Origin of the sequence: Rhizobium sp. Leaf306 (assembly GCF_001423425.1) — a bacterium.
GTDB classification, from domain to species: Bacteria; Pseudomonadota; Alphaproteobacteria; order Rhizobiales; family Rhizobiaceae; genus Neorhizobium; species Neorhizobium soli.
Window position 1 is genome coordinate 526,081 of record NZ_LMNX01000002.1, and the last position, 16,621, is coordinate 542,701.

Genomic DNA, 16,621 nt, shown 5'->3' on the forward strand with positions numbered 1-16,621 from the left:
CATGTTCCATGCGGGAACATGCGCTTTTGTAATGCTGCCGATTATCAAACGGTCAGTCCGAGGTATCACCGGTCACCGGTTGCATGCGTTGTTTTGGAATGCGTCTAGATGAACAACATCGAAGCGACGAACACAAACGCAATACCAACCACCAGGACATTGAGAGGGTAGGTTCTTCCCATGTCTGCCTCCTTGCGTTGACTGACAGAGTTTATGTCTGTTTCATGGCAAATGGGAAGAGGGAAACTGTGCTGCAGCGCATCAAGACGCGGCCGAAACCGACCGATGATTTGCCATCTCATTGATTTGACAACGGAAAGTCCCGTTAACGGAAGTTTTCAAAGTGTTAAATATCGCGATCAGACGGTTAACAGTACCGTTTCCAGCGAGGACTACGTTGCCGTTGTGCGGGTGCGAAGGATTCGCCCATCCAGCAGAAGGAGCCCTGCACAGATGACCGCCATGCCGGCAATATCAGTCCATTCCAGTCGTTCGCCGAGGAAGAATACTCCCAGAAGAATGGCGCTCGGAGGGATGAGCAGCGTGACGAGGGAAGCGTTGGTTGCGCCGGCCAGTGCCAGGACCCTGAAGAAGATCAGGTAGGCGAGCGCGGTCGAGAGTAACGCCAACGCCACGATAGCCATGACGACGTGAGGAGACGGTGCAGCAAGCGTCCAGGGTTGGTCCGCGACCAGCGAGACCGGCAGTATCATCAGGCTCGACGCCGTGAGCTGTCCCGTGGCCGTCACCGGGGCCGGTATGCCGCGGAAGCGTTTTCCGTAGGTGCCGGCGATACCATAGGAGATCGCGGCGCCGATCGGCAGGAGCAGCGCCCAGAGCGGTGCTGCCGTATCTGTAATCGTGCTCGGGCCGATCAGGATGCAGGTGCCGACAAGGCCTGCAGCGCATCCTGCGAGCTTTGCCCCGGTCAGCTTTTCGTCCGACGTCCACTGGTTGGCGATGATGACGGTCCAGATCGGCGTCGTCGCGTTGAGGATCGAGGCAAGGCCTGCGCCGATCTCCGTCTGGCCGAAGAAGATCAGCGTGTGCGGCAGAGCGTTGTTGAGGAAGCCCATTGCGACAAAGGCGCGCCAGTGGGTGGCAAGGATGGAGTAGGTTCCGTTGCGGCCGTGCAGGTAGATGTGGAGAGCGAGCGCCGCAAGACCGAGGCGCAGAAACACCAGAGTGAACGGCGGTACTTCCTGGACGGCGATGCGGGCGAAGAAGAACGAGCCGCCCCAGAGAAGGCCGAGCACGAACAGCAATGCCCAGGCGACGGGGGTCAGTCTGGCTGCGGCGGATGACATGGAATGCCTTTATTGATGCTGCTCGAAGATAAAACGGGCGGCGGTCAGCCCGCCACCCGTTTCATGTCATGTGATGCAAGGCCCGCTGATCAAAGCGCGGACAGCAAAGCCTGGGTCGGCCAGCCGTCGGCCGGCATGCCGAGGCGTGCCTGTTCCTTCTGGACGGCAACGCGCGTGCCGGAGCCCAGAATGCCATCGATCTTGCCGACGTCATAGCCATGCGCCTGAAGCTTGGTCTGCAGTGCCTTCATGCCCGTATCGTCGAGACCCGGTTCCGGGTTGCCCTTCAGGTAAGGCGGGGCGCCGGAGAGGCGGGTGGCGAAATAGGCGGCAGACGTCGTGTAGATGAACGACTGGTTCCACTGCAGGTAGATGCCAAAGTTCGGATAGGTCAGGAACGCGGGTCCCTTGCGGCCCTGCGGCAGAACGAGTGCTGCCGGCAGATTGCCGAAGGACGTGACGCCGTCGCGCGGCGTGACGCCATAGGAAAACCATTCGCTGGCCGGGATCTCGTTGCCGAGGCCGCTCTTTTCGAAGGGCAGGCTTTCCGGTAGCGTCACTTCCTGGATCCAGGGCTGGCCGGGCGTGAAGCCCATGCTCTGAATGAATTTGGCCGCCGTCAGGATGGCGTCGGGACCGCTCGTCTTGACGTTGATATGGCCGCTGTTGTCGCCATCGACGCCGTGCGCGATGATGTCTTCCGGCAGCATCTGCACCTGGCCGATTTCGCCGGCCCATGCGCCGGTGTTGGTGGCCGGGTCGAGATCGCCGTGCTGGACCATCTCGATCAGCGCGATCAGCTGCGGCCGGAACAGGCCAGGACGGCGGCAGTCATGCGACAGCGTGACAAGCGCGTTGCGGGTGTTGAAATCGCCCTGAACGGCACCGAAATCGGTTTCCATCGCCCAGAATGCGGTGATGACTCCAGGCGCAACACCGAATTCGCTCTGGGCGCGGCCGAACACGTCCGAAAGCTGCTTCATCTTCTGACGACCGATATCGAGGCGGCCCTGGCTGACGGTGCGCTGCGAGAATTCGAGGAAAGTCTGGCGGAAGACGCCCTGCGCGCGGTCGCGTGACAGAACCTTCTGGTCGATCTCGGCGCCTGCAAATGCCTGATCCGCTGCGGCAGCGGTAGCGCCGGCCTTGATCGCGTCAGCCTTGACGCCTTCGAGGAAGGTCGCAAGATCGCCGCCGCAAGGTGCTGCCGGAATTGGCGGAGCGGTCGGCTGAGTGGCTGTCTGGGCAAGGGCGGTGGAAGAGAGGCAGGCGGCGAGAGCACAAGCCAAAGCTGCGCGGCGGACAAGTGTCGAAGACATCAGCGGTTTCCTAAAATCGATTTCTTCCGCGCGACATGGTCACTGGTGGACATGGGCGCAGACCCTCAGGTCGCGCCGGTTTTAGCGTAACGTCAGATACATTGCCAGAGAGCTTGTGCGGGTTAGCACATCAGTCGGCCGACGCAATAAACGTCTTCCACGCTTTGCTGTTTCCGGCAAAGACATTGATATCGGTTGCGCCTTTGACGCCCGGGACAACGCCTGTTGCCGTGTATTGCCAGAACGCCCACTTGCGGTCCGTATAGATCTTGGTCGGATGGGCGGCGACCGAGCGAACCCAGAAATGGTAGTTGGGGAAGGCGCCGACGAGGTTGTCGCGGTGGAAATCGACCGACGTGTAGATGATCGGCCGCTTGCCGTAGTGGGCCTCGATCCTGTCCATGAAGCGTTTCATGCTGGCCCGCACGGTCTGCGGATCCGGCTTCAGCTTGCAGGTGGGCGAGGCGTGGTTCCACTCCATGTCCAGTACCGGCGGCAGCATGTTTGCTTCCTTGGGAACATTGGCGATGAACCAGTCTGCCTGATCTTCCGGTGTCGAGCAGAAGTAGTAGAAGTGATAGGCCGCGTGCGGAATGCCCGCATTGGCGGCGTTGCGCCAATGGGTGGTGAAGGCGGAATCGATGCGGTCCTTGCCCTCGGTTCCCTTGATGAAGACGAAGGCGACGCCGGATTTCTTCACCGTCTGCCAGTCGATGTCGGTGCCGTTCCATTTCGACAGGTCGATGCCGTGAACCTCGTGGCGGCCCGGATGGTTGGCGCCGAAATCCTGCGGATCCGTGTCCTTGAACTTCATCTGCCGGACAGAGCCAGTATCGACCAGATCGTAGCTCGTGGACGTACAACCGGACATCAGAAGCGCGGCAGACAGGACGGCAGCAGAAAGAACGGTTGGAAGCCGGGGCATGAAGGTTCCGTGTTAGGGCAGAGACAGAGAGCCTTGTCCGCGATCGAGTGGGCAAAAGGGAGGCGTAGCGTCCCGTTTACCATAAGCTCGTAAAAATTCAGTTAGAAAGCAAGATCTGGAATACGCTTAGTGATTATCCCCGGCGGCGAAGGATCGCCCGCCAGGCATAGCCGCGGCCGATCACCTCGAACATCATGTCGGCCTTTGCCGTTGCGAGACGCTTTTCCAGCGCCTGTTCGAGGGTGGCGCGCGGGGTCACATGAAAGCGGGCGAGCCAGGACTTAAGCGCAGATCCCATGACGTTCGGCAGGTTTTCCTGCTGTCCGAAGTCGATGATATGCAGCGACCCTTGAGGCGACAGCGCCGCAAGGGCGGCGTCGATCGCCTTCTCCCAGTCTGGGATCATCGACAGGGCATAGGAAATGAGGATCCGGTCGAAACCGTTGACGCCGAACTCCTCCGCCGTGAATGTCGTGGCATCTGCGACCTTCAGAATAGGCTTTATTCCTGTGCCGCGGAAATTCGCGTCTGCCGTCTGGAGCATCTGCGCGGAGATATCGAGGCCGTAGAGTTTCGCGTTCGGGAAAAGCTTGTGGGCGAGCAGCAGGTTACGGCCGGTTCCGCAGCCGACTTCCAGCACGCTTCCACCGACTGGCGGAGCAAGACCTGCGATCGTGCCATCGCGTCCCAGGAGATAGTATTTGCGGGTGAGGTCGTAGATATGCCGCTGGTAGCGGTACATCCGGTCCATCCTGCCGGCATGGCCGATCTCTTCACGATTGGCCGGTCCGAGGTTGCCTGCGTCGGTCTCTGCCATCAGTCGGCCTTCGCGTAGACATGGAAGCCGCCGTAGATGGCGGAGCGGTCCTGCAGGTTGAGGGCCTGCGAGCGCTCGTCGAGATAAGTCCAGCGCGCGGCAAGCGAGGGCGAGAGGCGCCCTTCGATGACGCTGCGCTCGGCGGCCGTCCGGAAGATCACCCGGGCGCCGACAGCGGCCGTCCGGTCGATCTCCGACCAGAGGTCGTTGATCTGCTGGTCGTTCATCCAGTCCTGCGCGTCCAGCAAGACGTAGCGATCGACGGAGCCCGCCGTCTTGCGCTTGAGGAGAGCGGTGAAACTCTCGTGGTGAACCGCGACCCGGTCTGTGGCGGCACGGATCGCCTTGTAGTTGCCGGCCTTGAGATAGGTGGGCAGCGTGCCTTCGTGGGCGGCGGGATAGCGGCGGACAAACGCCTGCCAGGCGAAATAATTGTCCTTCAGAGGAAAATGACAGGCGAGCTTTTCGAGACGCTCCCGCAGCACGGTCGCGATTGAGCCGTTATCGCCGCCGCCGGTCGCCATGCCGGCCAGCTCGTCATACTGCTGCGGCGGAATGCCAAGGCCGAACAGCGAACTCTTGTTCGAGGTGATCCAGCGGACCAGTTTTCTGTCGAACAGGGGCGCGATCTCTTCGTCGAAGAAGCGGCGCTGATCTCGGACCGATTTGGTCTGCGCCATCTTCGTCAGATCGACGCCATGCAGGCGCGCCAGAAGGTGTCCCGCGCCGATGAACCGGCCGAGGAGCCCGGTGCGGTAGATGTTGCGGTCGAACACGGAGATGCGGCGACGGCCGGTGATCGAGCGCTTCTGCCAGTAGCTGCGGGTTGCGCGATCCAGATTCGGCGCGATCAGTCTGTCGAAGGTGATGCTGTTCGATCGTGTACCCTGCGCCGAGAGAAACCTGACGACATCCATATGGCTCGGCAGATGACGGAATGCCGCGAGCTTCAGCCGGTTCAGCGCGACATGGTGGGGGTTAAGATCCACGACATCGATGCTGCGCGGATTGCGGGAGAGGTAGGCCAGCATGTTGCAGCCACCGGAGCCGATGGTGACGATCGCATGCTCCGATGAGAGCTCCATTGCTTCCATGTCGACGTCTGGATCTTCCCAGATCTGCGGATAGACGAGACCGGAAAACAGGAGCCCGAACAGCCGTTCCGACAGCCCTTCGCGCGAAAATAGTTTGTGCTGGAGCAGCGCATCCTTGAGCTTCTGATTGCTGGTGAAACCGGTTTCCCTGACGACGTCGGCCATTGCGTCTCTCGCTGCGTGAATTATTTCGCGATGTGTAGAACGCAGGCCTAAACCCGGCATGCTACAGCTGGATGACGCGGGCTGTTGTTGAACAAGGACATTTTGCGCATGCGCCTGATGAAGCGGATTGTGACGGGAACTGCAGGAGCCTTGGTACTTGGTATCGTCGGGGGACTGGCGTGGATCACCATTGCGCCGCCGCAACTGCTTCGGGTCGGAAGCGGCTATGCGGCCAAGATCGTCTGCTCCAACGTGTTTCTGGCCGGACGCGATCCGCAGGAGGTGCTGGCGATCGACGTGCAGGCGCCGGGCAACCCGCTGCTCCTGATGATGCGGGTGACCGTTGACCGCGATGCCGGACGTGTCGATGCCGGGCTGCTTGGCTTCATCGGAACCAATCAGGCAACCTACAGGCCTGGCCTCGGCTGCACCGTTTCGCCGGATGGTTCGGCGTTGCCGCAAGTCGCGCTGCCGCCGCGATCATCGCCCTCGGTCGATCAGGCTTCGCCCTGGCCGGTGGGGCAGGGGGTCGAACGCGATCCGCGTGTGATGGAGGTTCTAGAGGATAAGTCGCTGACGGGGCCTGGCATGCGGGCTGTGGTGGTCGTCAAGAACGGGCGCATCATCGGCGAGGGGTATGGAGACGGCTTCTCGAAGGATACGCCGTTGCTCGGCTGGTCAATGACGAAAACCGTCAATGCGGCGTTGATCGGTACGATGATGGAGAGCGGCCGGATGTCGCTCGGAGATCGTGATCTTCTGCCCGCGTGGAGCAACGACAAACGACGCGAAATCACGCTTGCCAACCTTCTCGCCATGGAAAGCGGGCTTGGTTTCAACGAGGATTACGGTGCCGTCGCCGATGTCACGCGGATGCTCTACCTCGAACCCGACATGGCCGCGTTCGCGGCCACGATCCCGCTCGAGGCAGATCCGGGCGCGCGTTTCCGATATTCGTCGGGCACCAGCATACTTCTGTCGAAGATATGGATGGACAGGATCGGTGATCGCGCGACGGCTCTTGGCTATCCATCCAGGGCCTTGTTCGATCCGCTCGGCATGACAAGCGCCGTCATGGAGCCGGATGCGGCGGGGACGTTTGCCGGCAGTTCCTATCTCTATGCGACCGGGCGCGACTGGGCACGGTTCGGCCTGTTTCTGGCGCGCGACGGGGTGTGGAAAGGGATGCGACTGCTCCCCGAGGGCTTTGTGCACCTGATGCAGGAGCCGAATGCGCATTCGGGCGGACGGTTTTCGAAGATGCAGACGTGGCTGCCGAAGGCCGATGGTATGCCGCTACCGGCAGATACTTTCTACCTGCAGGGCCACGACGGGCAGACAATTGCTGTCATGCCGTCGGCTGATCTCGTGGTGGTTCGGCTTGGGCTGACGCCCAGGTCGCTGGGTTACGAACCGGGCTTGCTGTTCGGCGCCGTTGAGAAGGCGACAGGTGTCGCAGGGCTCTGATCGGCCTTCAGCACATGCAGCATGTCGCGACGCTTGGCGTCGTAGTAATAACCGCGGGCATAGAGGCGGATGGCGTTGTCGTTCTTGTTGTCGGCAACGAGCCAGGCGCCGCGGAGATATCGGATCGCGTATTTAAGATTGGTCTCGGCGTCCAGCAGTCCTTCCGGCTTGCCCTGGTAGCCCATCGACTTCGCGGTCGAGTACTTGATCTGCATCAGGCCCCAATATCCGTTCTTGTGATAGGCCTTTGGATTGTATTTGCTTTCGCGGTGGACGACGCGGTGCACCAGCGATTCCGGCACGCCGTAGAGACCGGCATAGCGCTTGATGAGCTTCTTGAGGTCTGCGGGCGCGTTCGACGCGGTATCCGGCATCGGCTCGCCGGGAGCCGGCGGAAAGTCCTTGATATTGCCCATGGCCGAGACCGCAGCCACAGCGCGGGGTGCGGCTGCATAGGCAAGCGTGGAGCTTGCGGCAGCCGGCGTTGCAGCACCAGCAATAGCGCTCGATGTAAGCGTGGCTGGACGCGGTGTCGGCACGACCGATTGCAGCGCCACCATATCCGGCGTCAGTTCTTCCTCGTCGAGCGCGATGGCCTGCGCCGCTGCCGGCTGGATCTGGCCAGACGCAACGGCGGTCGCGACCGGCGGCGACACGAGACGGCTCGACTTCTGGGTCATGACCGAACCGGCTGCCGGCTTGAGCGGCTGCGCCGAAGCAAGGCTCACGGGCTGGACCGCGGTTGCGATCGGCGGCGGCGTGAAGGCAACGATCGGCGCCATGGTCGGAGACGCCATGGCGGCATTCTGAGCCGATACGGTTTCTACGGTCGGCGGAACCGGAACGGCAATGCGACCGCTCTTGGCGATCTGCGCCATTGTCTGGCCGGGCGCCATTTGTTGAGATTGATCGGCGGCGGAAGAATTGTACTGGATGACGAGCTGACCGTCAGCTGACGTGGTCTGAGACGGCTGACCGGACGCGACTTTTGTATCGCGCTCAACGCTGGAGCATCCAGCCAGAACGGAAGACATCGCAAGCGCCACAGCAGCTCTACGGCTGACGAATCTGACCACCGTCATCAGGTTGCTCTCATTTGAAATGGTTACCGTACCCGCCAAAAAGTCACCGATTGTGGATTTCCATTAACGTATAAGGCGGCGCCCGGCAAGTCGAAGGACGCTTTCTGTTTCCTCAAGCAGCGATTCGCCGGAAACCAGCCGTCACGGCACGCCTGGCGATGAATACCGTGCCGGGCTTGTTCAAGGCTGGATTGCGCCTCGAAAATCGCTTTGTGCCCCGCAGCGCAAGGCTGGGGATGAGTGCCTGTGCCAACGCACTGCCAGCGATGGAGGCGAGAAAAATCGCCGTCAGCACTTCGGCCTGGAGCGAGAGCGACAGCGAAGGGCGCAGAAACTGTGCAGTCAGCGCGGCAAGAATGATCGCGTATCTGGGGGTGCGAACGCATCGAACGAAGACGTCTGCGAAGATCCGGTCAAACCGCCGCGTCGGCAGATTGTCATTGTCGGCGAGCGGCGCGCGGACCTGTGGGTCCTGGAAGCACCAGAGTACATAGACCATGGCGTAGGCGATGCCGACCCAGCCGATCGCGGTCATGGCCGATGGCGCGTAAAAACAGACAAGCAGTAGCGGCGCGAGGCCCGCGGTGAAGGCGAGACCCAGTCCCAAGGCCAATGCGGGGACCGTCACGACTGCGCTTAGACGGCCGCGCTGCTTGGAATAGAGCGCGACTGTCCTCGTCAGCGGGTTGGGAAGGATGACGAGGGCCACAGCGGTCGCGGCAAATGCGAACCATGTTTCGATCGTCATCACATTCCTCCGGAGCCCACGGCTCTCGTTTGTCGCTCAGCGCGACGCGTTATACGGTTTCGTAGGGCTGGCCGATATGGTCCATCACCTCGCCGAACCATTTTGCCGTCAGATCGAAATGTTTTCCACCCTTGATTCTTGGAAATTCGATGGTTCTCAGTTTTCCGCCCTGGTCTTCATCATGGCCGGTGACGCCGGACACCTTGTTGAGAGCGCTTTCGACCGCAAGATCGACCATGCCCTGGATGAGGCGAAGATCATCACCATTGGCCGGGGCCGAGCGGGCGAAATAGCCTGACTTCTGGACCATCGAGCGTTCGGCGCCGATCAGGCCCGCAAACTGGTTCTGGAACCAGCCGCCGACATTGATCGTGTCGAGCTTCACATGGCCGAACGCATCGCGCTTGACGGTGTCGCCGGCGGCTTCCCGTTCCGCGATGATCGTATTCATGCCGGCACCTTCCGAGACGAAGATCGTCACGGTGCCGCGTTCTTCCATCACGCGCTTCAGGCGTGCAGACTCTTGTTCGAGGTCGAACTCCAGTTCCGGCAAATAGAGGCCATCGATGCTTTTCAGCTCGGCGTTCATCATGAGGCCGTCGACATACTCGTTGCCGCGGCTCTGCTCGATATAGGCGCGCGCCGTTGCGGCCGTCAGCCAGCCGCAGTGGCGACCCATGACTTCGTGGATCACGAAAGTGCGGGGGGCGGCGGTCTGCTCGTTGCTGACATTGTCGAAGAAACGCGCGCCGACTTCGGCGGCCGTCCATGCGCCGAGCGACTGGCGGATTGGCACGACGTCGTTATCGACGGTCTTCGGAAGACCGACGACGGTGAGATCATAGCCATTTGCGCCGAGGTAGGCTGCGAGATCGGCTGCCGTCGTGTTGGTGTCGTCGCCGCCGATCGTGTGAAGGATCGTAACGCCGTCCTTGGCGAGTCGTTCGGCTGCGACCTGCAGTGGGTTGTCGCCTTCCTTGACGAGGCCACGCTTGACGCAATCGGCGGCGTTGGTGAGCTTGACGCGGCTGTTGCCGATCGGCGAGCCGCCGTAACGATGAAGGAGAGGAGCCTTTTCACGCATCTCGGATGTGATCGCGATGCTGTCGCCCAAGAGCACGCCCTGGTAGCCGGAGCGGTAGGCAATGATGTCCAGATCAGGGGCAACATCCGAGTAGCGCTCGATCAATCCGCCGACGGCAGACGAGAGGCAGGGCGCAAGGCCGCCGGCGGTCAGCAGTGCGACTTTCTGTTTGGACATCGATCCTCCTTGATGCGCTCAGGGCGCAAGAAACTGACAAAACGGGATGAATGGATGCGACACCAGCTAGAGCCTGTAAAGTGAATTTCTCAAGAAAATTCCGTCGCTTCGAGGTTTTTCCTGTCCGTTCCCCGATCTAATCGTTTCAAAGAAATCACCAGCCTCGCGGGCTGCCGTGGCACACGGCAGGACGGGTCGTTTTGGTCGGCGTTTCGACCCATTGGCCGTCAACGACTTTGTGCCGTTGCCGGACAGACCGGGCTTTCAGCATGATTGTTCGAAAAACATGAACAGAGTTTAATCTTCAGCGGACCGTCCTCAGCTTGCCAAAACGTCGGTAATCTGGTCATTTAAGGGATGATTTTCGATTTCAATTGTCTCCAATTGTCCTCCCTGTGGGAAAGGTTGCTCGGTGCCGTCGGCGATGCCGCGGGCGGTGTGCTCAACCGAGTCGTCGATGCGATCCGCACCATGTTCGAGGGCGATCCGGAAACCCGGCGCCAGGTTTCCTTCTCGGTGGCGATCATTGCCCTGTCTGCAAAGATGGCGAAGGCCGATGGCGTGGTCACCGAAGCCGAAGTGAGTGCCTTCCAGCAGATTTTCGATTTTCCGGCCGAGGAAGCGCGCAACGTTGCACGTCTCTATAACCTCGCACGCCAGGACATTGCCGGCTACGAGGCGTATGCCACAAAGCTTTCGGGGCTGTGCAGCAGCGGCGACATGGAAAACTGCCCGATGCTTGAGAGCGTCGTCGATGGTCTGTTTCATATCGCCAAGGCGGATGGTCTCGTGCATGAGAGCGAGCTGGCGTTTCTGGCGCGCATCGCCGAAATCTTCCGGATCGACGAGGAACATTTCCGCCGCATCATGGCCCGCCACGTGCATCTCGACGGTCGTGACCCGTATCTGGTGCTCGGCGTTTCGCGTGACGACGATTTCTCGGCAATCCGCAAACAGTACCGTCTGCTGGTTTCGGAGCATCATCCCGACCGGCTGATCGCACGCGGCGTGCCGGCAACACTGCATGCGGCTGCGACCGAACGGATGGCCGCGCTCAACGCGGCCTATGAAGCGATCGAGAAAGAGCGCCGCGCGGCATGACAATTCCGGCTTCCTTTGCCGCCGATCATGCCCGCGCCACGGTCGAGCCTTCGCCAAATCATGGGGAAAGGGCAGGCGGGCGCCAGCCGGACATGATCCTCCTGCATTATACCGGCATGCCTGATGCCGATCAGGCGCTGGCATGGCTTCGCAACGAGGCGAGCCAGGTCTCCAGTCACTATTTCATCCATGAAGACGGCCGGATCGTGCAGCTTGTTCCCGAGGCGCGGCGCGCTTGGCATGCGGGCAAAAGCAGCTGGGCCGGCGAAACGGACATCAATTCCTGCTCCATCGGGATAGAAATCGCCAATCCCGGACATCCCGGCGGACTTCCCCATTTTCCGGATATCCAGATCGATGCGGTCGTCGAATTGTGTCGAGACTGCGGCAATCGCTGGGGAATATCTCGGGAACGGGTCGTCGGACACTCGGATGTCGCCCCCATCCGCAAGCTCGACCCGGGCGAAAATTTCCCCTGGCAGAAATTGTATTTGGCGGGGATCGGTCACTGGGTCGAGCCAGGTCAGATCAGCGGCGGCCGGTTTTTCCAGCACGGCGAAAGTGGTCAGCCGATCGAGGCCCTGCAGTCGATGCTGTCGCTCTACGGATACGATATTGAAATCACGGGCACATTCTGCGATCGCACGAAGGGCGTCGTCGAGGCTTTCCAACGGCATTTCAGGCCCGCGCTGGTCGATGGGATTGCCGATTTTTCGACGATCGACACGCTGCATCGGCTGCTCAAGGCACTGCCGAAATACAGCTAGGCGCAAGCTTCGCGAAACTGTCGGAAGCGTTTGCGGACAGGGCTTTTTTGCATTGCCACATGATCTCCTTAATGCGGCTTTCTAAAGAGTTGCTAACGCAGCGTCCCCAGACGGGGGCTGCCAAGATAAACCTACAGGTCTTGTAAAACCTCGCGCCGTCGTCCGGCGTCGCGACGAGGGATGTTTGCGTATCACGATATCCCGCGAGCCTGTTGTTCCGGAGATACTTTAGAATTGACTAAGATGACTTGTGCGGTCGCGGCAGGCATTGCCATGCTTTTCGCGGGATGTGGATCTGTGCGTGCCGAAGACGGCGGAGACGTGGTTCGGGTTTATGTCAAACCGCTGACCATTCCCTGGGAGACACGCGAAACCGGGTTTGCTGCCCCGACGGCCACCGAGAGGCAGATGGTTCGCCGGATGCATTATACGACGCTGATCGCCAAATATGCCGATCAATACGATGTGCCGTTCGACCTTGCTGAGGCTGTCGTGCAGATCGAAAGCAATTTTCGCCCGACTGTGAAGGGCAGTGCCGGCGAGATCGGCCTGATGCAGGTGAAGCCGGCGACCGCAAGGCTGATGGGCTACAAGGGCCCTGATTATGGCCTCTACGATCCGGAAACCAACATTCGCTACGGCATGAAGTATCTGGCGGGCGCCCATGATCTGGGTGGCGGCAAGATTTGCGGCACGATCCTTAAATACAATGCGGGCCACGCCGCCAAGCGTATGAACCCGACGTCCAAGCGCTACTGTCAGCGGGTCGAAGCGGTTCTTAAAGACAACAAGGACGATGTGATCGAAAAGACCTTCGCGTTCGATTTTCCGCCGAAGGGGTATGCCGTTCTGGCGCCTCTGGTATTCTGATTCGGGAAACGGTTAGAACTGCCTGAAAAGAGCGGCAATTCGAGCTAGGGAATCGAAAGGACAGGGCATGGCGGCGCGGTTCAAATACATCATCATCGGAAGCGGCATGATGGGGGCGGCAGCGGCCCGGCATCTTTCCAAATGGACCGATGGTGTGGCGTTGATCGGGCCGGGCGAACCTGACGATTACCAGCGGCATGACGGCGTGTTCGCAAGCCATTACGACGAGGCGCGCATCACCCGGACGATCGATCAGGATCCAGTCTGGGCCCGCCTCGCCAATCGTTCGATCGAGCGCTACGGCGAGATCGCGTCCGAAAGCGGTATCGATTTCTACTCGGAAGTGGGCTGTCTGATGGTCGGGCCTGGGCGCGCCGGACTGCAGTCCTCTGCGCCCGGGCGTACCGGGCAGCCATCCTATGTCGGTCGCGTGCTCGATGCCGCCGGGCGGCTAGGTGTCGAGACCGAAACGCTGGGGCATGAGGCCCTTTCGAACCGGTTTTCATATTTCGCCTTTCAGGATGGCGCCGAAGGCGTCTGGGAGGAGAAGCGGGCGGGGCACATCAATCCGCGCCGGCTGGTGAAGGCGCAAGTCATGCTTGCGGAGCGCCAGGGTGCCACGCTGATCCCCGAGACCGTTTCGGCTGTTCGCCAGGACGGCGCGATCGTGACCGTGACGACGGCGGAAGGGCGCAGTTACACGGCCGACAAGGTGCTTGTGGCGGCGGGCGGCTTTTCCATCAACGAAGCACTTGTCGGCGCTCGTCTCGATCTCTCAGTCTATGCAAGGACCATCGCGTTCTACGAGGTCGGCGAGGGGGCGATGGAGGAGCTGAAGGCCATGCCATCGCTGATCTGGAAATGGAACGAGGAGGATGACGGGATCTACCTTCTGCCTCCGGTCCGTTATCCTGATGGCAAAACCTATGTGAAGATCGGCGGCGATCCGGACGATCTTCTGCTGCCGTCAGAGCCTGAGATCCGGGACTGGTTCAAGAGCGGCGGACGCGAGACGACCCGGCGCCACCTGACGGACGTCATGGAACGGCTGATGCCGAGGCTCGATCTGTCGCGATCTTCCATGGCCGCCTGCGTCACGTCATTCACGCCGAACAACTATCCGGCCATCGCCATGACGGCGTTCGACCGGATCGGTGTTCTGACCGGCGGTTGTGGCGCTGCCGCCAAGAGTTCCGACGAGATAGGCCGGCTCGGCGCCGAACTGATCTTTAACGGGTCGATCATCGACGATGGCTATCCGGTCGATTTCCATGCGGAATACCGGTAGGCCTATGGCCTTATCTGTGCATCTCGGCTATGAGCCGCGCGACCAGTTGGCCGGGCAGCCGCACTTTACCAATGCCGAAAGGCGGTAGGGTGAGGAAAGTCCGGGCTCCACGGAAACACGGTGCCGGATAACGTCCGGCGGGGGCGACCCTAGGGACAGTGCCACAGAAAGGAAACCGCCCCGCTTTCTGATCGACCGGATGACGCATTGCGGCAAGGGTCGATGAGATAGCGGGGTAAGGGTGAAAGGGTGGGGTAAGAGCCCACCGCGCGACCGGTAACGGAAGCGGCATGGTAAACCCCACCGGGAGCAAGACCGAATAGGGATGACGCGGGACGTGCGCAAGTACGTCTACAGCCTGTTTCCGGGCCAGTCATCCGGGTGGGTTGCGCGAGGCGACGTGTAAACGGCGTCCCAGATGAATGGCTGCCACGTTCCGGTGTTCGCACCGGGGCCATACAGAACCCGGCTTACAGGCCAACTGGTCACTACTCTCTTCTGATTCGTCAATTGTGCCCGTCCCCGACGGGGCAATCTGACATGCAAATTGCCCAATTTCGGTGCCGCTTTTTATATGAGCAGGCCGGAAAGCGCCTTGCGTTTCCGGCTCTTAGCAACTGTCAAAATATCACTTGCGAAGGGTCGCAAAGGCAGTTTCTCCAAAGCGCTTAATAACCCTTTGTTAAACTTAACAGCTTATAAATAAATCCGAACATGGAGGAGCTTGCAGGGCCTCTCCCATTGACGCCCATATGGTCCCATGGTATCCCAAATTCGCACTGCACAAGGGCATTTTGCCCATCAAATCAAGAGTTTCGATCTCACAATCGGGCAAGCATCTGCTTATCCGCACGGATCTTCCTTGTTTGAATCCAAGCAGTCTGGCGGGAAGTTTCCCGTGTCTTTTGCGAACGGGGCGGGTGTTTGTTGCGATGAGCCGCTTCCTGTCGAATGCGACGAACAGGATCGATACGAAGGGGCGGGTCTCTGTGCCTGCCGGCTTTCGCGCGGTTCTTTCCGAGCGCGGAATTCAGGAGCTCTACTGCCTCCAGGATTTCATCTATCCGGCGATCAGCGTCGGCGGTCCGGATCTGCTCGATCGCTACGAGCGGCAGATTGCGTCCGTCGATCCGTTTTCACCGGACGCCAACAGGATGTCGCTGCTGATTCACGGCGGCGGTGTCTTCATGAGGCTCGATGCGGAAGGCCGGCTGATGGTCTCGGATTTCATCCGGGATTTCACGGGTATCAGCTCGGAAGTCACTTTCGTCGGGCGTTCGGATCATTTTCAGCTTTGGCAGCCGCAAGCATTTCACGAGGCGCAGGCGGCAGCACGGGAGGGACGTTTGAGTTCACGTCCCGCATAGTACAGGAGAGCGGGATGTCGGCGAATCCAGGCGAAGGTCAAACTGAGCCCGAAGGCGGACCGGTTCGCCATATTCCAGTTCTTCTGCACCAAGTGGTGGAGGCGCTTCAGCCTCTTCCTGGCAAGGTCATCCTTGATGGCACCTTCGGGGCGGGCGGTTATTCGTCCGCCCTGCTGGCTGCCGGTGCTGACGTCATTGGCCTTGATCGCGATCCTTCCGCAATCGCCAATGGGCAGGCTCTTGTTGCCGCGCATGCAGGTCGCCTCTCTCTCATTCATTCACAGTTCTCGCAGCTTGCCGATCATGCGCCGGAAGGCGGGCTCGATGGCGTCGTGCTCGATATCGGCGTGTCCTCGATGCAGATCGATGAGGCCGAGCGCGGCTTCTCGTTCCAGCGCAACGGTCCCCTCGACATGCGCATGTCGAGCAATGGCGTATCGGCGGCCGATGTCGTCAACCGCGCCAAGGTCGGCGATCTCATCCGCATCTTCGGCTTTCTCGGCGAGGAAAAACATTCCGGTCGTATCGCACGTGCCATCGAAAAGCGCCGCGTGACCGAGCCCTTCCGCACGACGCGCGATCTCGTCAATCTCATCGAGAGCGTCAATCCGCGTAAAGCCAAGGACAAGATCCATCCGTCGACGCGTGTTTTTCAGGCGCTGCGCATTTTCGTCAACGACGAACTCGGCGAGCTGGCGCAGGCGCTGTTTGCCGCCGAGCAGGCGTTGAAGCCCGGTGGCCGGCTCGTGGTCGTCACCTTCCATTCGCTGGAAGACCGGATCGTCAAGCAGTTCTTCGCCGATCGCTCGTCCAAGACCTCCGGCTCCAGGCATCTGCCGATGGTTGCGGTGAAGGAAGCGATCTTCGATCCGCTCGGCAAGGCGATGGTGGCGGCAAGCGAGGAGGAGGCGGAGATCAATCCGCGCGCCCGTTCCGCCAAGCTGCGCGCCGGTATCCGCACCGAAGCAAAATCGCGTGGCTCCGACATGTCGATCTTCGACCTGCCGAGCCTCGCAAGCCTTTCGACATTGGGGGTCTGACGG

15 protein-coding genes and 1 other RNA gene are annotated in these 16,621 nt (G+C 60.6%); 8 read left to right on the plus strand and 8 right to left on the minus strand.

The genetic code is table 11. The features are described from left to right. Positions 1-392 precede the first annotated feature (392 nt). The 5 genes from ASG19_RS10365 to ASG19_RS10385 form a co-directional block, all read right to left on the minus strand. Positions 393-1,307 carry a DMT family transporter gene (locus ASG19_RS10365; protein WP_062456121.1) on the minus strand — a complete coding sequence of 305 codons (915 nt, stop codon included), beginning with the start codon at positions 1,305-1,307 and terminating at the stop codon, positions 393-395. 89 nt (positions 1,308-1,396) lie between these two features. Further along, positions 1,397-2,626 (minus strand): lytic murein transglycosylase, encoded by a 1,230-nt coding sequence (locus ASG19_RS10370; RefSeq protein WP_062456124.1) that lies wholly within the window; start codon positions 2,624-2,626, stop codon positions 1,397-1,399. A gap of 130 nt (positions 2,627-2,756) precedes the next feature. Further along, on the minus strand, positions 2,757-3,551 hold the full coding sequence (locus tag ASG19_RS10375) for a GH25 family lysozyme (protein WP_062456127.1): 795 nt from the start codon (positions 3,549-3,551) through the stop codon (positions 2,757-2,759). Positions 3,552-3,684: 133 nt separating this feature from the next. Further along, on the minus strand, positions 3,685-4,368 hold the full coding sequence (locus ASG19_RS10380; RefSeq protein ID WP_062456130.1) for a class I SAM-dependent methyltransferase: 684 nt from the start codon (positions 4,366-4,368) through the stop codon (positions 3,685-3,687). Then, positions 4,368-5,627 carry a DUF3419 family protein gene (locus ASG19_RS10385; protein WP_062456132.1) on the minus strand — a complete coding sequence of 420 codons (1,260 nt, stop codon included), beginning with the start codon at positions 5,625-5,627 and terminating at the stop codon, positions 4,368-4,370. Before ASG19_RS10385 ends, ASG19_RS10380 begins: the two co-directional genes overlap by 1 nt. 108 nt (positions 5,628-5,735) lie before the next feature. Between ASG19_RS10385 and ASG19_RS10390 the strand changes: the two genes are divergently transcribed. After that, positions 5,736-7,094 (plus strand): serine hydrolase, encoded by a 1,359-nt coding sequence (locus tag ASG19_RS10390; protein WP_062457961.1) that lies wholly within the window; start codon positions 5,736-5,738, stop codon positions 7,092-7,094. Here the strand turns inward: ASG19_RS10390 and ASG19_RS10395 are convergent. The 3 genes from ASG19_RS10395 to ASG19_RS10405 all read right to left on the minus strand — a co-directional run bounded on the left by ASG19_RS10395 (position 7,034) and on the right by ASG19_RS10405 (position 10,185). Beyond that, a complete protein-coding gene (locus tag ASG19_RS10395; RefSeq protein ID WP_082476284.1) occupies positions 7,034-8,176 on the minus strand; it encodes a transglycosylase SLT domain-containing protein in 1,143 nt (380 codons plus the stop codon). The two genes, ASG19_RS10390 and ASG19_RS10395, sit on opposite strands and share 61 nt — an antisense overlap. Positions 8,177-8,288: 112 nt before the next feature. Beyond that, on the minus strand, positions 8,289-8,924 hold the full coding sequence (locus ASG19_RS10400) for a hypothetical protein (RefSeq protein WP_062456138.1): 636 nt from the start codon (positions 8,922-8,924) through the stop codon (positions 8,289-8,291). Between the two features lie 49 nt (positions 8,925-8,973). Beyond that, entirely contained in the window at positions 8,974-10,185 is a 1,212-nt protein-coding gene (locus ASG19_RS10405; protein ID WP_062456140.1) for a pyrophosphate--fructose-6-phosphate 1-phosphotransferase, read from the minus strand. 357 nt (positions 10,186-10,542) lie between these two features. Between ASG19_RS10405 and ASG19_RS10410 the strand changes: the two genes are divergently transcribed. The 7 genes from ASG19_RS10410 (at position 10,543) to rsmH (ending at position 16,618) form a co-directional block, all read left to right on the plus strand. Then, positions 10,543-11,286, plus strand: coding sequence for a DnaJ family molecular chaperone (locus ASG19_RS10410; RefSeq protein ID WP_062456142.1), 744 nt, complete (start codon positions 10,543-10,545; stop codon positions 11,284-11,286). Further along, a complete protein-coding gene (locus ASG19_RS10415; protein WP_062456144.1) occupies positions 11,283-12,053 on the plus strand; it encodes an N-acetylmuramoyl-L-alanine amidase in 771 nt (256 codons plus the stop codon). Before ASG19_RS10410 ends, ASG19_RS10415 begins: the two co-directional genes overlap by 4 nt. Positions 12,054-12,296: 243 nt before the next feature. Continuing rightward, positions 12,297-12,923: a lytic transglycosylase domain-containing protein gene (locus ASG19_RS10420; RefSeq protein ID WP_062456147.1), complete on the plus strand. Its 627-nt coding sequence runs from the start codon at positions 12,297-12,299 to the stop codon at positions 12,921-12,923. Between the two features lie 67 nt (positions 12,924-12,990). Further along, on the plus strand, positions 12,991-14,211 hold the full coding sequence (locus ASG19_RS10425; protein WP_062456150.1) for an FAD-dependent oxidoreductase: 1,221 nt from the start codon (positions 12,991-12,993) through the stop codon (positions 14,209-14,211). Positions 14,212-14,253: 42 nt separating this feature from the next. Next, positions 14,254-14,700: RNase P RNA component class A (rnpB, locus tag ASG19_RS10430), an RNA gene on the plus strand. A 443-nt stretch (positions 14,701-15,143) separates the two neighbouring features. Next, entirely contained in the window at positions 15,144-15,578 is a 435-nt protein-coding gene (mraZ, locus tag ASG19_RS10435; protein ID WP_062457964.1) for a division/cell wall cluster transcriptional repressor MraZ, read from the plus strand. A gap of 14 nt (positions 15,579-15,592) precedes the next feature. Continuing rightward, positions 15,593-16,618 (plus strand): 16S rRNA (cytosine(1402)-N(4))-methyltransferase RsmH, encoded by a 1,026-nt coding sequence (gene rsmH, locus ASG19_RS10440; RefSeq protein WP_062456153.1) that lies wholly within the window; start codon positions 15,593-15,595, stop codon positions 16,616-16,618. Positions 16,619-16,621 lie beyond the last annotated feature (3 nt).

What these genes read in the sequence shown, in the direction of transcription:
- ASG19_RS10365 (WP_062456121.1), bottom strand. Translation starts at nt 1,307, where the DNA reads ATGTCATCCGCCGCAGCCAGACTGACCCCCGTCGCCTGGGCATTGCTG.
- ASG19_RS10370 (WP_062456124.1), bottom strand. Translation starts at nt 2,626, where the DNA reads ATGTCTTCGACACTTGTCCGCCGCGCAGCTTTGGCTTGTGCTCTCGCC.
- ASG19_RS10375 (WP_062456127.1), bottom strand. Translation starts at nt 3,551, where the DNA reads ATGCCCCGGCTTCCAACCGTTCTTTCTGCTGCCGTCCTGTCTGCCGCG.
- ASG19_RS10380 (WP_062456130.1), bottom strand. Translation starts at nt 4,368, where the DNA reads ATGGCAGAGACCGACGCAGGCAACCTCGGACCGGCCAATCGTGAAGAG.
- ASG19_RS10385 (WP_062456132.1), bottom strand. Translation starts at nt 5,627, where the DNA reads ATGGCCGACGTCGTCAGGGAAACCGGTTTCACCAGCAATCAGAAGCTC.
- ASG19_RS10390 (WP_062457961.1), top strand. Translation starts at nt 5,736, where the DNA reads ATGCGCCTGATGAAGCGGATTGTGACGGGAACTGCAGGAGCCTTGGTA.
- ASG19_RS10395 (WP_082476284.1), bottom strand. Translation starts at nt 8,176, where the DNA reads ATGACGGTGGTCAGATTCGTCAGCCGTAGAGCTGCTGTGGCGCTTGCG.
- ASG19_RS10400 (WP_062456138.1), bottom strand. Translation starts at nt 8,924, where the DNA reads ATGACGATCGAAACATGGTTCGCATTTGCCGCGACCGCTGTGGCCCTC.
- ASG19_RS10405 (WP_062456140.1), bottom strand. Translation starts at nt 10,185, where the DNA reads ATGTCCAAACAGAAAGTCGCACTGCTGACCGCCGGCGGCCTTGCGCCC.
- ASG19_RS10410 (WP_062456142.1), top strand. Translation starts at nt 10,543, where the DNA reads ATGATTTTCGATTTCAATTGTCTCCAATTGTCCTCCCTGTGGGAAAGG.
- ASG19_RS10415 (WP_062456144.1), top strand. Translation starts at nt 11,283, where the DNA reads ATGACAATTCCGGCTTCCTTTGCCGCCGATCATGCCCGCGCCACGGTC.
- ASG19_RS10420 (WP_062456147.1), top strand. Translation starts at nt 12,297, where the DNA reads ATGACTTGTGCGGTCGCGGCAGGCATTGCCATGCTTTTCGCGGGATGT.
- ASG19_RS10425 (WP_062456150.1), top strand. Translation starts at nt 12,991, where the DNA reads ATGGCGGCGCGGTTCAAATACATCATCATCGGAAGCGGCATGATGGGG.
- mraZ (WP_062457964.1), top strand. Translation starts at nt 15,144, where the DNA reads ATGAGCCGCTTCCTGTCGAATGCGACGAACAGGATCGATACGAAGGGG.
- rsmH (WP_062456153.1), top strand. Translation starts at nt 15,593, where the DNA reads ATGTCGGCGAATCCAGGCGAAGGTCAAACTGAGCCCGAAGGCGGACCG.